12 protein-coding genes and 1 tRNA gene are annotated in these 14,913 nt (G+C 67.0%); 8 read left to right on the forward strand and 5 right to left on the reverse strand.

The features are described 5' to 3' along the window. The first annotated feature begins 49 nt into the window (after nucleotides 1-49). Both FKV23_RS08385 and FKV23_RS08390 read left to right on the forward strand, forming a co-directional pair. Nucleotides 50-391, forward strand: a complete 342-nt coding sequence (locus FKV23_RS08385; protein ID WP_141623446.1) for a 4a-hydroxytetrahydrobiopterin dehydratase — start codon at nucleotides 50-52, stop codon at nucleotides 389-391. 41 nt (nucleotides 392-432) lie between these two features. Further along, nucleotides 433-852 carry an energy transducer TonB gene (locus tag FKV23_RS08390; RefSeq protein ID WP_141623447.1) on the forward strand — a complete coding sequence of 140 codons (420 nt, stop codon included), beginning with the start codon at nucleotides 433-435 and terminating at the stop codon, nucleotides 850-852. 64 nt (nucleotides 853-916) lie between these two features. Here FKV23_RS08390 and FKV23_RS08395 read toward each other — a convergent pair whose 3' ends face one another. Continuing rightward, nucleotides 917-1,915 (reverse strand): RluA family pseudouridine synthase, encoded by a 999-nt coding sequence (locus tag FKV23_RS08395; protein WP_141623448.1) that lies wholly within the window; start codon nucleotides 1,913-1,915, stop codon nucleotides 917-919. Between the two features lie 607 nt (nucleotides 1,916-2,522). Here FKV23_RS08395 and FKV23_RS08400 point away from each other — a divergent pair. Beyond that, a complete protein-coding gene (locus FKV23_RS08400) occupies nucleotides 2,523-5,720 on the forward strand; it encodes an Rne/Rng family ribonuclease (protein WP_141623449.1) in 3,198 nt (1,065 codons plus the stop codon). Nucleotides 5,721-6,181: 461 nt separating this feature from the next. Here FKV23_RS08400 and FKV23_RS08405 read toward each other — a convergent pair whose 3' ends face one another. Further along, entirely contained in the window at nucleotides 6,182-6,826 is a 645-nt protein-coding gene (locus tag FKV23_RS08405; RefSeq protein ID WP_141623450.1) for a response regulator, read from the reverse strand. A gap of 159 nt (nucleotides 6,827-6,985) precedes the next feature. On the opposite strand from FKV23_RS08405, the gene FKV23_RS08410 reads away from it, so the two are divergent. Further along, complete coding sequence (locus FKV23_RS08410; protein ID WP_167285105.1) at nucleotides 6,986-7,888, forward strand: M28 family peptidase; 903 nt, start codon at nucleotides 6,986-6,988, stop codon at nucleotides 7,886-7,888. A 61-nt stretch (nucleotides 7,889-7,949) separates the two neighbouring features. Here the strand turns inward: FKV23_RS08410 and FKV23_RS08415 are convergent, their stop codons facing one another. Further along, nucleotides 7,950-8,561 (reverse strand): DNA-3-methyladenine glycosylase I, encoded by a 612-nt coding sequence (locus tag FKV23_RS08415; RefSeq protein WP_141623452.1) that lies wholly within the window; start codon nucleotides 8,559-8,561, stop codon nucleotides 7,950-7,952. A gap of 211 nt (nucleotides 8,562-8,772) precedes the next feature. On the opposite strand from FKV23_RS08415, the gene FKV23_RS08420 reads away from it, so the two are divergent. Continuing rightward, nucleotides 8,773-8,860 (forward strand) — tRNA-Ser (locus FKV23_RS08420). A 54-nt stretch (nucleotides 8,861-8,914) separates the two neighbouring features. On the opposite strand, the gene FKV23_RS08425 is transcribed toward FKV23_RS08420, so the two are convergent. Beyond that, a complete protein-coding gene (locus FKV23_RS08425) occupies nucleotides 8,915-9,910 on the reverse strand; it encodes a LysR substrate-binding domain-containing protein (RefSeq protein WP_141623453.1) in 996 nt (331 codons plus the stop codon). A gap of 118 nt (nucleotides 9,911-10,028) precedes the next feature. On the opposite strand from FKV23_RS08425, the gene FKV23_RS08430 reads away from it, so the two are divergent. From FKV23_RS08430 to FKV23_RS08440, 3 genes are all read left to right on the forward strand, one after another. After that, nucleotides 10,029-10,613 (forward strand): FMN-dependent NADH-azoreductase, encoded by a 585-nt coding sequence (locus FKV23_RS08430; RefSeq protein WP_141623454.1) that lies wholly within the window; start codon nucleotides 10,029-10,031, stop codon nucleotides 10,611-10,613. Between the two features lie 61 nt (nucleotides 10,614-10,674). Continuing rightward, nucleotides 10,675-11,235 (forward strand): ECF-type sigma factor, encoded by a 561-nt coding sequence (locus FKV23_RS08435; RefSeq protein ID WP_141623455.1) that lies wholly within the window; start codon nucleotides 10,675-10,677, stop codon nucleotides 11,233-11,235. Nucleotides 11,236-11,255: 20 nt separating this feature from the next. After that, nucleotides 11,256-14,021 carry a serine/threonine-protein kinase gene (locus FKV23_RS08440; RefSeq protein WP_141623456.1) on the forward strand — a complete coding sequence of 922 codons (2,766 nt, stop codon included), beginning with the start codon at nucleotides 11,256-11,258 and terminating at the stop codon, nucleotides 14,019-14,021. Nucleotides 14,022-14,064: 43 nt separating this feature from the next. On the opposite strand, the gene FKV23_RS17175 is transcribed toward FKV23_RS08440, so the two are convergent. Further along, nucleotides 14,065-14,895 carry a hypothetical protein gene (locus FKV23_RS17175; protein ID WP_167285107.1) on the reverse strand — a complete coding sequence of 277 codons (831 nt, stop codon included), beginning with the start codon at nucleotides 14,893-14,895 and terminating at the stop codon, nucleotides 14,065-14,067. Nucleotides 14,896-14,913: the final 18 nt, after the last annotated feature.

A 14,913-nucleotide genomic window follows, 5' to 3' on the forward strand; every position in this document is an offset into this window, starting at 1 on the left:
GGGCATCGCCCGCCCGGACACGAGAACCGCCCGACAGGATCCGCCCGCCATGAACGACCTCATCCCCCTCGCCCAGGCCCACTGCATCCCACGCCGCGGCAAGGAGCACCGGCTCAACGAAGCGAGCATCCGCGAACTGATGCCGCAACTGCCCGGCTGGGAACTGGTCGAAAACAGCCATGCGCTGACCAAGACCTTCAACTTCGACAATTATTACGAGACGATGGCATTCGTGAACGCGTTGGCCTTCGTCGCCCATCGCGAGGACCACCACCCCGATCTGGGCGTGCACTACAACCGCTGCGTGGTCCGTTTCTCCACCCACGATGTCGGCGGCCTGAGCGAGAACGACTTCATCTGCGCGGCCAAGGCCGACAATCTGGCCGACTGACAGCGCACTTTCCCCGAACCCCCGACGATCGGGAGGTCATCATGAAACAGCAAGTCACGCTTGTCCTGATATCCATCGCCGCAGTTGCGGTGACCGGCTGCCGGGCGCCGCCGCCACCGGCGGATCCGGATCAGCCCACGACCGAGGTAGCCGCCGTCCGCACCCCGCCGCCGGACTATCCGCTGGAACAGGCCTGCGACGACATCGGCGGCCAGGTGGTGATGCAGGTGGTCATCGGCCCGGAGGGCCGGGCCACTGAAATCCTCGTCGCCAATAGCAGCGGCGTCCCGGCGCTGGACGAGGCGGCCCAGGCCGCAGTGCGCGAGTGGGAGTTCAAGCCGGCCACGCATCGCGGCAAGCCGGTATCGCAGACGATCCAGGTGCCGATGAGTTTCACTCCGCCCGAAGAGCCGTCCGAGCTGTGCCTGGAACGCGAAACGCGCGCGCCTGACCAGCTCTGACAGGCACGCCTCGGCCACCGCGCGTTCGGGGTGTTTGCGAGCCAACGGCCCGCAAGCACTTTTTTCAGCCGAGTCGATCCAGGACTTCCGTCAGTTCCGATGGCAACGGGGCGTTGAGCAGGTACGGCGTGCTGCCATCGTCCAGTGCGAACTCAAGCGTCGAGGCGTGCAGGAACATCCGCTTCAACCCGGCCTGTTCGCGCAGGCGCCGATTGATGTCGGCATTGCCGTATTTCGGGTCGCCCGCGACCGGGTGGCCGATGTGCTGGGCGTGCACGCGGATCTGGTGGGTGCGGCCGGTCTCGATCCTCACCTCGCAGTAGGACTGCCCGCCGCGGCGCTCGATCACGCTGAAATGGCTCAGTGACGGCTTGCCGCCGGGATTCACCTGCACGTGCCGCTCGCCACCTTGCCGCAGGCCGACGTGCAATGGCGCGTCCACGCTCATCACACCATCCGGCATCCGCCCGGCAAGCAGGGTCAGATAACGCTTGGCGATCCGCTGCCCCTTGACGGCAGGGTCTTCCCGCAACAACGCCTGCAGTTCGATCAGGGCCGAGCGCTTCTTGGCCACAACCAGCAGGCCGGAGGTATCGCGATCGAGCCGGTGCACCAACTCCAGCGTCTGCCCGGGGCGGAGCGCGCGCAGGGTTTCGATCGCGCCGTGGCTGATTCCGCTGCCGCCATGACTGGCGACGCCGGCCGGCTTGCTGATCGCCAGCAGACGGGAATCCTCGAACACGATCGCCGCCTCCATGGCCGCCAGGAACCCCTTCGGCGGCGGCGCCGTCTCACCGGTTTCAGCGACACGGACCGGCGGGATCCGCACCTCTTCGCCGCCGGCGAGCTTGCGCTCGGCTTTGGCCCGGCCGCCGTTGACCCGCACCTGTCCGGAGCGAACCAGCTTGTAGATCAACGACTTCGGCACGCCTTTCAGGTGGCCGGCAAGGAAATTGTCGAGTCGCTGGCCATCGCGATCATCAGGAACCCGGACGATGCGGGCGCCGCTTGAGGATGGGCTGGGTGAACCGCTTGCTGGACTTGGGGCGTCTGAACGAGGCATTTGACAGGGCTTATCTGATACACTCGCGACGCGAGCTAAGGTTTTGATTTCGCAGGAAGTCGCTGCCCGGGCATGCCCGGACCGCCCCCAACCGACCTGCCCCGCAAGGGCAGGTTCTGGCGCCGGGGTTCGATCCATGGCAGCGACCCTTCTGCGAATCCGCTCCGCGTGCGATGGCAAGCCACGAACCGATCACTACCGGTTCGAGGCCGCCATGTTAGCAAGGGCGGACGGCGGAACCCGCACTCGCCGGGCGGGTCAAACCGCCAGTTCCACCCGGATTGACCACCCAGATAGACCATTCTGACTAGAACACACCCGCGTGGCGCGACGGCCTGTCCGGAAGCGCCGCCGGATCCCCGTCCCGGGGGCACAGGCACTACCCGTACCTGCACCACCGGGACTCCAACCGGAAGCAATAACAAGCGCTCCCGCGGCGTGCCGTGGTGTCGTAGCGCTGGAAATTGAAACCTTGCCGGCGCCCGCCCCGTGCGTGGCGACGGCATGGACGCAGTGTCCAGAGGCGAAACGCCATGGCGTTCCGCGGTTGCAGAATGCATATGCATTCCGCACCGACCACGCGCAGGAGCGCGCGAGGAACGCAACAATGAAGCGAATGCTGATCAACGCAACGCAGGCCGAAGAACTGCGCGTTGCAATCGTGGACGGCCAGACCCTGTACGACATCGACATCGAACAGCCGTCACGCGAACAGAAGAAGTCGAACATCTACAAGGGCAAGATCACCCGCCTCGAGCCCTCCCTGGAAGCCGCCTTCGTCGAGTACGGCGCCGAGCGCCACGGCTTCCTGCCGCTGAAGGAAATCTCCCGCGACTACTTCCAGTCCGGCGTCGACCACAACAAGGCGACGATCCGCGAACTGCTGCGCGAAGGCCAGGAAGTGGTCGTGCAGGTCGACAAGGAGGAGCGTGGCAACAAGGGCGCCGCCCTGACCACGTTCATCTCGTTGGCGGGCCGCTACATGGTGCTGATGCCGAACTCGCCCACCGCCGGCGGCGTCTCGCGCCGGATCGAGGGCAGCGACCGCACCGAGCTGAAGAAGGCGATGGACTCGCTGGCGATTCCCGACGACATGGGGGTGATCATCCGCACCGCCGGCGTCGGCCGCGACGCCGAAGACCTGCAGTGGGATCTGGATTACCTGCTGGGCATCTGGAAGGCGATCACCGACGCTGCGCTGAGCAAGCCCTCGCCGTTCCTGATCTACCAGGAATCGCGGCTGATCGTCCGCGCCCTGCGCGACTACATGCGCCCGGACATCGGCGAGATCCTGGTCGACACCGACGAGATGTACGCCGAGGCGCGCGAGTTCGTCGAATTGGTGATGCCGCACAACCTGCGCAAGCTGAAGCACTACACCGACGACACCCCGCTGTTCAACCGTTTCCAGATCGAATCGCAGATCGAGAGCGCCTATGAGCGCGAGGTCCGCCTGCCCTCCGGCGGCGCGCTGGTGATCGACCAGACCGAAGCGCTGACCGCGATCGACGTCAACTCCGCCCGCGCCACCAAGGGCGGCGACATCGAAGAGACCGCGTTCAATACCAACCTGGAGGCGGCCGAGGAAGTCGCCCGCCAGATGCGCCTGCGCGACCTCGGCGGCCTGGTGGTGATCGACTTCATCGACATGTCGTCCAACCGCCATCAGCGCGATGTCGAGAACCGCCTGGCCCAGGCACTCAGGCAGGACCGTGCGCGGGTCCAGGTCGGCCGCATCTCGCGCTTCGGCCTGCTCGAACTGAGCCGTCAGCGCCTGCGCCCGTCGCTGGGCGAATCCAGCCAGATCGTCTGCCCACGCTGCGATGGCCATGGCCGCATGCGCAGTGTCGAATCGCTGTCGTTGTCGATCCTGCGCCTGGCCGAAGAGCATGCGATGAAGGACAACACCGGCCAGGTGCTGGTGCAGGCACCGACCGAGATCGCGACCTTCCTGCTCAACGAAAAGCGCCGCGCACTGATCGAGATCGAGCAGCGCCACGGTGCGCCGGTGTTGATCGTGGCCGATGAGCAGCTGCACACTCCGCACTTCGAGGTCACCCGCATCCGCGAGAACGAGCTCGAAGAAGAAACCAGCAAGCCCAGCTACCGCCGCGGCACTCCGCGCAAGCTGCCGACCCACGCGCTGACCAAGGCGCATCTGAATATTCCTGCCGCACCGGCGGTGACCGGGGTCAAACCGACCCGCCCGGCCCCGGTGCGTGAGCCACGCGAAGCCGAGGTGCCGGCAACGCCTCCCGCCCCAGTCGTGCAGGCGCCGACCCATTCGATCGGCATGGTCGAGCGCATCCTGCGTTTCTTCCGTGGCAGCAAAGCGGTCGAGACTGCCAGGCCGGAGACCAGGCCCGTTGAAAAGCGCAGCCGCGATGATGGCCGTGGCGAGCAGCGGGCCGACGCTCGCAATGGAAGCGGTCGCCGTGGTGGCAAGAGCCATCGGGGCGAGCAGCGTCGCGAAGACCAGCGCCGCGGCCAGGGTCGCGGTAGCGAGCGCAAGCCCGAGCGTACGGCCGACCAACAGGCCGCCTGGGACGAGGCCCAGAAGGAAGCCGCCCAGACGCGTGCCGGCAAGAGTCAGAAACCGAAGCAGGACGACAAGGAGCAAGCTGCAGGCAGCAACCGTGGTGGACGCAAGTCGCGCACCCGGGACAGGGACAAGCAGGACGACGCCCGGACCAAGGCGGATACGCCAGCAACGCCATCGTCAGCGACCGGGGCCGACAAGGGCTCCGCCGCCGTCGCCGCACCGGTTGCTGCGGAAGCAGTAGTTGCTTCCGTTGCCCCGGCCTCCGTTGATGCCAGCAACGTCAAGGACACACAGAACGTCAAGGACACGCAGCTCGCGGCCCCCGATGCGGCAACCGACGGTGACGATACCGGCGAAGGCACGGGCAGGCGCCGCCGTGGGCGTCGCGGTGGCCGTCGCCGTCGCCGCGGCAGCACCGCCACTGGCGGCGCTATCGCCGCCGACAGCGGCAACGAAAGTTCGGGCGATGATTCACAGGGGGGCTCCGACGGCGTTGCCGATGCCGATGCCGGCGACAACAAAACCCACGACGACAACAGCGACAAACAGACCGCTGAAAGCGCTGCCGTTGTGACCACGGCCGTCAAGGCTGCTCCAGCACGCATGCAGCCGGAGCAAATCGAAGACACCCCGATCGCTGCGGTCAATCGCGACCAGCCGGAGTTCGACTTCGACGATATCGAGCTGCCCGCCGCCAAAACCGGCACCGAGCCGACATCGTTCGCCAGCGACAAGGTCGTTGAAACCACGCCGACCGCGGCCATTGCCGAGCTGGCAGCGGATGACGACAAGGCGCCCGCACCGCCGGCAGTCAAAGCCGAAGCCGAAGCCGATTCTCCGGCACCTGCCACAGTTTCGGATGTTGCATCTGCCACCAGCGAACAGACGGCGACGCAAGCGGCTGAAGAGCCGTCTGCTACCGGCGGTCCGCTCGTCGAGGAAGCGACCGCAGAAGAAGCGTCCGTTGAAGAAGTGTCCGTCCACGAGCAGCGTGTCGACGAACAGCTTGTCGACGAGCAGCCGGCCCCGGTGCAGCCCGTGCAGCCGCTGGCGCCTCCGGCAAGCCTTGCGGTCGTCGGCAACACCGACGTCAGTGAGGAATCGGTTGCCAGGATCCAGGCCCCCGTGCAGTCACCGGCCGAAGCGGATACCCGCCAGGTCGGCCTGTTCGAGGCGGAACCGACGGCAGAGGACGAAGCCGCGGCCGAACCGGAAACCGGATCGGCCGAGGACACGCAGGACGCCGACAAGCGTCACGCCTGACCGGCGCGGCTACCACGCAGACAGAACGGGCCGCCTTCGGGCGGCCTGTTTTTTTTGGGGGTTCTTCTCCCAAGGGAGGAGGAGCTCGCCTACAGCGAAGGCGTAAGCGCTATCGCTTGCGTTCGATTACCGGTTCTCGCCGCCCCGACGCGAGCTGCCGGCCTTGACGGCGAATGTCCCCCGGCCGCCGCCCGTGGCGGCGGCCTCCTCCTTGATATCGCCGTCAAGGCTGACAGCTCGCATCGGATCGCGCGGCCACGCTGAAACGCAAAGCCGGCCCTGGCCGGTGCCGGGGGACATTCGCATCCAAGGGCCTGCGCCCCCGGCGCCCCAACCATCCGACAGACCTGGTGCTTTCCCCTCGACTGGACGAAGAACCTTTTTTGCTGGGGGGACGCCTCCGCTGGGCGTATTTCCCGCTCTAAGCGCGCGGCGCGGATCGCTTTTGCGCGAAGCGCCGCTTACAGTGCGGCGGCCGGGTCCACCAGGCCGTACTGCCCGGCCAGCCGGGCCAGGCCGACGGTATCCTCGACCCCCAACTTGTCGAACAGCCTCGACTTGTGGGTGTACACCGTCTTCGGACTCAGGCTCAGGCGCCTGGCGATTTCGTCCTGGCGGATGCCCTGCACCAGCAGCATCGCCACCTCCAGCTCGCGCACAGTGAGGCCATCGAACGGCGACTGCCCGGCCACCAGACCTTCCATCGCCAGGTGGCGAGCGACACTGCTGGCGAGATAGCGCTTGCCACGGGACACGTCACGCACCGCACTCAGCAGCTCGGTCGCGTCGCCGCCCTTGCCGACGTAACCCGAGGCCCCGGCTTCCAGCAGGCGGCGCGGCATCGGCCCGTCTTCAAGCACCGACACGATGATCACCCGCGACAGGTCGCCGCCGACGATGCGTTCGGTCAGCTTGAGCCCGCTCATGCCCGGCATGTGCAGGTCGCACAGCACCACGTCGGGCTTGAGCCTGCGGATCTCGGGCAATGCCTGCTCGCTGTCCTCGGCCTCGCCGATCACTTCGATATCGACTTCCGACGACAGGATCATGCGCATGCCCGAGCGCACCAGTGCATGGTCGTCGACGATGAAAACCCGGATGGTCATTCCCCTGCCCTCCGTTGGCCCCTGCGGAGCTGCCCTTGTGGTACGGCCTCCCCGTCCACCTGCGAGGCTACGTGCCCGCCCGGCCACATGCAAGCCGGGCCGTGCGGGAAGTACTCCGGATGCATCACACTGCGGCATCCAATCGACCACGCCAGACGCATGCGCCATCTCAATGCCTTCACGGCCACCGCGGTCCTCGTACTGCTCACCGCCTGCGCCAGCCGACCTGTATCGCACCCGGCACCCGCGCTCTCGCCAGCCGCTTCCGGCTGGCAGGCCGCCGTAACCGCGATCGCCGCTGGCGGCGACAACGGCGGGCGCGGCCAGGCCATCGTGCAACGGCTCGATACGCTGGGCATCGACTGGAGACGACAGGATTTCGAGATCGATGGCTTTCGTGGTGCAAACCTCCTTGCCGACATCGGCGGCCCGGCCGACGCTCCGGTGCTCCTGCTTGGCGCCCACTTCGACAAGGTCGATGCCGGTGACGGCGTGACCGACAACGCCTCCGGCAGCGCGGTGGTACTGGCGCTGGCGGAACGCTTCCGACAACAGCCGCTGGTCCGCCATCAGGTCGCAATCGCATTCTGGGACCTGGAGGAGCGTGGCCTGCTCGGCTCCCGCGCACATATTGCCCAGGGCAGCGAACAGCCGGTGCTCTACGTCAATTTCGATGTGTTCGGTTGGGGCGACACGCTGTGGATGATGACGCCCGATCCCGACTCGCCGCTCACCGTCTCCACCCGTACCGCCGCCAATGCCGCCGGTCTGGGCCTGACCACAGGCGGGCAATACCCGCCGACCGATCACGAAGCCTTCCTCAAGGCCGGATGGCCGGCGAACTCGTATTCGCTGGTCGACGCCGACGAAATCGCCGGCATTCTCGCCATGTACAAGGGCGACACGCCCGGCCAGGTACCAAAAGTGATGGAGGTGATCCATAGCGACGGCGACACGCTCGCGGCTGTCGACCCGGAGGCCGTCGCTCGCGGCATCGACGTGGTCGAAGTGGCATTGCGGAATTGGGATGCGGAAGGCGGAACCACAGGCGCGAACGACTGACCTGTCCCCGGGGTATCTTGGTCACTGCGGCACTCCGCGGACGTCCCCCATTCCCTTGCGCTTACGCACCGGGCAGTCTGAATGCCGCCCTCGCCCGCTCGACCTGGGTCCGGGTCACGCAACCTTCGACGTGATCGTTGATCAGTCCCATCGCCTGCATGAAGGCGTAGGCGGTGGTCGGGCCAACGAAGCGCCAGCCGCGTTTCTTGAGGTCCTTCGACATCGCGACCGACGCCGGCGAGGTCGAAGCGGTCTGCGGGCTCGCGAGCGATGCGGGGTTCGGCTCCCAGCGCCAGAAATACGCCGCCAGCGAGCCTTCCTGCCTGGCGAGCTCCACCGCCCGCCCGGCGTTGTTGATCACCGCTTCGATCTTGCCGCGATGGCGCACGATGCCGGCATCCGTCAGCAAGCGCTCGACATCGCGCTCGTCGTATCGGGCGATACGGGTGAAATCGAACCGATGGAAGGCCGTGCGGAAGTTCTCGCGCTTGGCAAGGATGGTGCGCCAGCTCAGGCCGGACTGGAAACCTTCCAGACACAGCTTCTCGAACAGGCGCCGGTCGTCATCGACCGGGAAGCCCCACTCGTGGTCGTGGTAGTCGAAGAACTGCGGCGAGGCGGCACACCAGCGGCATCGCGGTTTGCCGTCGGGGCCGGGGATGGTTGCGGTCATGCGTCAACTCCATTTGCGGGCTGGTACACACGATACGCAAAACGGCGCGCATGTCCTCTGAAAGCGGGGGTGGGATGGACTCAGGCCCGCGGCACGGAGTTCTCATCAAGGTCCGACAACCGCACGTGCGCGTTTCCGGGGTATAGGGATCGCGCCCCGCTCGTGCGACAATACGGCGCTTCGGCCGCATCTCCGGCCGGCAACAATCAATGGATGGGTGGCCGAGTGGTTGAAGGCACCGGTCTTGAAAACCGGCAACGGGCAACCGTTCGTGGGTTCGAATCCCACCCCATCCGCCAGATACGCAGAGCGCCCCGAAAGGGGCGTTTTGCGTATCTGGCGGATGGGTCCGCTCAGGCCTTTGCCGGTATCGCGTTGCGGGCAAGCTCGAGCGTTTCCTCCTGGCTGCAGGGGCGGCCCTTGATGTCGACACACTGCAGGCGATCGGCCTCGACCAGACCCGGCACCTTCTCGGCGAGGAAGTCGATGAACACCCGTACCGCTGGCAGCATGCCGCGGCGCGATGCGAACACCGCGTGGAAGATGCCCTGCGGCAGGCGCCAGTCCGGCAGCACCACCTCCAGCTCGCCGTTGCGGACAGCCTCCGAGCAGATCGTCTCCGGCAGCATGGTGATGCCCACACCCTGCTTGGCCAGCGCCATCAGCATCGGGAAGTCGAAGCCGGCCACGCGCGGCTTGATCTCGACCCGGCGCACCGCACCATCGGGTCCGTGCAGTTCCCAGCGCTGGCGCGCTTCGTCCTCATCCATGCTCAGGGTGATGTGGTCGGCCAGGGAGTCGGGATCGCCCGGACGCCCCATCTTGCGCAGATAGTCGGGACTGGCGACCAGCAACTCCTGGATCTGGCCGAAGCTGCGCATCACCAGGCTGCCGTCGTCATCGAGTCGCGAACGCACGCGCAGGGCGACGTCGATGCCCTCGTTGATCACGTCCACGCGCCGGTTGGTGACGTGCAGTTGCACCCGCACCTTCGGATGCAGGGCCAGGAACTCGGGCAGCAACTTCGGCATCATCTGCTGCGCCGCACTGACCGGCACGCTGACCCGGATCACGCCGCGCGGTTCGGCACTGAGCCGGTCCACCGCCTCGCGCGCGGCCTGCGCTTCGGCCAGCATCGCCTGGACATGGCGGTAGACGCTGTTGCCGACATCGGTCACCGCGAAGCGGCGCGTGGAACGTTGCAACAGGCGTACGCCCATGTCGGTCTCGAGCTGGCTGATCCGACGGCTCAGGCGCGATTTGGGGATGCCGAGGGCACGCTCGGCGGCGGCGAAACCTGAATGCTCGACCACCATCGCGAAGTAGTAGAGGTCGTTGAGATCGTACATGGCCATATTTCCGAAAATAGAACGATTCGTGGCATTTACCTATATTAATCCCGAAATTGCAACATCATAGAGTGACCTCACCGCGGCACCTGCCGCACCCGACCAATCGAGGCCCGCCATGAAGCTCCTGCACATCGACTCCAGCGCCCTGGGCGCCAACTCGGTCACCCGTGAACTGTCCGCCGCCGTCGCCGGGCGCTGGCGTGAGTCCTTCCCGGACATCCAGGTCGAATACCGCGACCTCGATGCGGCCCCCCTGCCCCACCTCACCGGCGGCTCGCTGGCCCGGGCCGATGCCGACGAGGCCGCCGAAGCCGGCCGCGTGCTGGAGCAGTTCCTCGCTGCGGACGTGATCGTGATCGGTGCGCCGATGTACAACTTCAGCATTCCATCGACGCTGAAGGCCTGGATCGACCGCGTCGCCATCGCCGGCAAGACCTTCAAGTACACCGAGACCGGCCCGCTCGGCCTGGCCGGTGGCAAGAAGGTGATCATCGCCAGTGGCCGCGGCGGCATCCATAGTGGAGCTCCGACCGATTTCCAGGAGCCCTACCTGCGCCAGGTTTTCGGTTTCCTCGGCATCGACGACGTCGAGTTCGTGCGTGCCGAGGGCGTCGCCTACTCGCCGCAGCATCGTGCTGATGCAATGGCTGAAGCGCATCGTTCGATCCCACGTCCGATGGCGCTGGACAAGGCCGCGTAGCGCATCCAACACCCCCGGTAATCGTCGCGCGCGCTATGCTCCGGCAAACACGGGGCAGCGCATGGACGAATCCAGCGACATCACGCAGCTTTTACAGCGTCACCACCGGGGCGACCGCGAGGCTTTCGACCGCATGGTCCCGCTGGTGTACGAGCGCCTGCGTATCATCGCCCGCGGCCAGTTGGCCCGGGCCGGGCGGCGCGGGCAGACACTCGACACCACCGCACTGGTACAGGAGGCCTACCTGCAGTTGGTCGATGTCGACAGCGTCGACTGGCAGGACCGTGGCCATTTCTTCGCGATCTGCGCACGCGCGATGCGGCGGATTCTGGTCGATTACGCCCGCCATCGCCAGGCCGCCAAGCGTGGCGGTGGCATCGCCCCGCTGACGCTGGAGGCCGACATGGTCGCCGCCGACAGCGAGTCGGAACTGGTGCTCGCGATCGACGATGCATTGAGGGGACTCGAAGCCTTCAACGAGCGTCTGGCCCGCGTGGTCGAGTGCCGCTACTTTGCCGGCATGACCGAGGAGGAAACCGCCCGCGCGCTCGACTCCTCGCTGCGTACGGTGCAACGCGACTGGATGCGTGCCCGCGCCTGGCTACTCAAGGCTTTGGCCTAGAGTCCTGGGAGAAAAGCCCGGTGGCCAGTCCCGATCCACGCCAGCGTATCGATGCCCTGTTCGAGCAGGCGCTGGACTTGCCGGTCGACGCTCGTGCCGCCTTTCTCGAACAGCAGGCGGCCGATGAACCGGGCCTGCGCGCGGAGGTCGAGGAACTGCTTCGGCTGGCGGAGATGGACGCCCCGCAACTCGATCCCGACGCACTCCGCGGCGGCGCCCTGTACCGGGCTGTAGCCGCGTCGCAGGATCACGGCGACACACAAGCGGACGAAGATGCCAGCGGCCGTGAGGTCGGGCAGTGGCGCTTGCTGCGACGGCTTGGCCATGGCGGTATGGGCACGGTCTACCTGGCAGAACGGACCCAGGGCGGGTTCCAGCAATTTGGCGCACTCAAGCGCCTGCACCTGGCATTGGGCTCCAACGAATTCCTGCGCCGTTTCGAACAGGAGCGACAGATCCTCGCTTCGCTCAACCACCCTGGCATCGCCCGCCTGCTCGATGGCGGCCGTGATGGCGACGGCCGGCCCTATCTGGTCATGGAGTACATCGAAGGCGAGCCGATGGACGACTGGTGCGATGCGCGCCAGCTCGCCATCGAACGGCGACTGGAACTGTTCACCCGTGTCTGCGAAGCCGTCGCCCACGCACATCGCCATCTGATCGTCCACCGCGACATCAAGCCATCCAACACCGTGGTGACCGCTGGCGGCGAAGCGAAACTGCTCGATTTCGGCATCGCCAAGGTACTTGGGGACGCCGATGTTGCGTTGCAGCCGCTCACGCGCACCGCCATCCGTGTGTTCACGCCGGAGTACGCGGCCCCGGAGCAGATAAGCGGTGAACAGGCGACCACCGCGACCGACGTCTACCAGCTCGGCCTGCTGCTGTATCGGTTGCTGACCGGCCAGCATGCGCAGACTGCGGACAGTCAGGCCGCACTCGAACGCAGCATCCTCAAAGCCGAACCACCCCGCCCCAGCCAGCGCGTCGAAGGCGACGAAGCCGCCTCCACAGCGCGTGGCACCACACCCGCGGCGTTGCGGCGACGGCTGCGCGGCGACCTCGACAACATCGTGCTCAAGGCCCTGCGCAAGGAACCGGAACGCCGCTACGCCTCGGTCGCCGCACTGGTCGATGATATCGAGCGCTGGCGCCAGCGCCGTCCCGTGCAGGCGCGCCCGGAAAGCATCACCTACCGTACCGGCAAGTTCGTGCGCCGGCACCCGTTCGGCGTGGCCGCTTCGGCAGCGATGCTCGGATTGCTTGTCGTCTACGCCGTCACCGTGACCCACCAGGCCGCCACCATCGCACATGAACGCGATCGAGCCCGCGCCGAGGCGACCAAGGCCCGGCAGGTGCAGGCATTGGCATTGAGATTGTTCGAGGGCGCCGACCCGGAACGCTCCGGTGGCATGCAGCTGAGCGCGCGCGAACTGCTCGATCGGGGCTGGGAAGGCATCGAGCGCGAACTCACCGGACAGCCCGATGTGCAGGTCCAGCTGATGGACACCATCGGCACCGCCTACCTGCAGCTGGGCGAGTACGACCGTGCCGCTCCGCTGTTCGCGCAGGCGCTGGAAATCGCGCGCAAACGCACCGACATCGATCCCCTGCCGCTGGCTCGCGCGTTGCGCAGCCAGGGACGGCTGCATCGCGACCGTGGCGAACACGACCAGGCCGACACTCTGTTGCGCGAGGCGCTGGCGATCTACCGCCCGGCACTTGACGAGCCGCACGCCGATATCGCCGATACCCTGTCCGACCTCGGCTTCAACCTGACCCTGTCCACCCGCTACCGGGAAGCCGAGCACGTCCACCGGGACGCGCTGGCAATGCGCCGCGAGCTGCTTGGAGACGAGCATCCCGATGTCGCCGACAGCCTGGTCAAGCTGGGCATGGCGATCCGCCTCACCGGCAACTATGCCGCCGCCGAACCGTTGTTGACCGAGGCGCTGGCAATCCGCCGGCGCCTGTTGCCGCCTACCCATCCACAACTTGCGGCCAACCTGTCCGACCTGGCCGTGCTGCGCAACAACCTGGGCCAATACGACTCGGCCGAGGCGCTGTACCGCGAAGGGCTGGAGCTGATCGCGCGCAGCCGCGGCGACCGGCATCCGGACGTCGCCACGGTGATGAACAACCTGTCGCGGGTGCTGCGCACGCAGCGCCGTTTCGACGAGGCCGAAGCGTTGCTGCGGCAGGCCCTGGACATCCGCATCGAAACCCTGGGGCCGACCCATCTGTACGTGGCGATGAACTTCAACGACCTCGGCCAGGTACGCGCCGATGCAGGCGACCTCGACGCCGCGTACGACTTCTACCAGCAGGCGCTGTCCACCTATGCCCCGGGCCACCCCTGGCGTGCCTCGACCATCTCCAATCTCGGCGAGCTGGCACACACCCGCGATCAGCCGGCCGAGGCCGAACGCCTCTATCGCGAGGCGCTCGATGGTCAGCGCGGCTACTACGGCGACGATCACGACCGGGTGGCCGACATCCGCACCCGCCTCGGCATCGTCCTGCATCAACAGGGGCGGGAAGAGGAAGCCGAAGCCGAATTGCAGCAGGCGGTGGAGATCTACCGCCTGCGCCTGCCGTCCGGCCATCCGCAACTGGCCGGAGCGCTGCTGCCGCTCGCTGTGTTGCTAGCCGAGCGCGGCGCGCGTGCCGATGCCATCGCCCTGCTCGAAGAAGCCTTGCGGATACGCAGCGCCGCCTACGGCAGCGACGACGCACGCACTGAAGATGTGGCCCGGGCGCTGGTGGCAACCCGGACCACGGACTAGCGGGAGCAGGCTCTCAGGAGAACGGGCTCTCAGGAACAGGCTCTCAATTGCCGCGCGGCGATGCCGCCAGCTGATCGGGCATGCAGCGCATCATCCGGTTGACTTCCTTCGGCACCGGCTTCCAGCCCGTGGGGCAGCCGATCGGCGGCACCGGAGCCGCCGGCCTGCCGGTGTTGGCCACGATCTGGTTCGGCAGGCAGCGCAACAGCGCCACGTCCGGCGGAGCCACGCTCCAGCCCTGCGGACACTCGAGCTGACCCGGAACACCGCCCGGGCGGAAGGCCGTCATCGGCGGCTGACAACGCATGATCGCGTTCTCCTGCACCGACAGTTCCGTCCAGCCCCTCGGGCACGGCTCCACCTTCACCTTGGCGACAGCGGGCCTGCCGAGCGCGGCGACGTAGCGGTCGGGCAGGCAGCGCAGAGCCGGATTGACGCCCGGGGGCACCGGCTTCCAGCCGTTCGGGCAGCGCGGCGGTCCCAGCTCGGCCGGCATCTGCGCAGGGCGGTCGGGATGCACGCTGGGTCTCGGATTCGGCATCGGCGCGATCCGGCTGTTCGCCGGCAGCGACTTCGGGCGGTCCGGGTGCACGCTCTCGGATTCCGCTTGCGGACGATCCGGGTGCACGCTCTCGGGTTCCGGCTCCGACTGGGGGCGGTCGGGATGCACGCTCTCGGGTTCCGGCTCCGACTGGGGGCGGTCGGGGTGCACGCTCTCGGGCTCCGGTTCGGATGCGGGACGATCGGGGTGGACCGTCGGCTCCTGCGGATCATCCTGATCCTGCCCCGGTTGCTCCTGCGCGGCGACGCCGCCCATGAAAGCCAGGCCGATGGCTGCAATAGCCGTTACCGCGATTCGGGTCGTTCTGGACATGTATGCCCTCCTTGTCGG

Origin of the sequence: Lysobacter alkalisoli, from assembly GCF_006547045.1 — a bacterium.
Classification (GTDB): domain Bacteria; phylum Pseudomonadota; class Gammaproteobacteria; order Xanthomonadales; family Xanthomonadaceae; genus Marilutibacter; species Marilutibacter alkalisoli.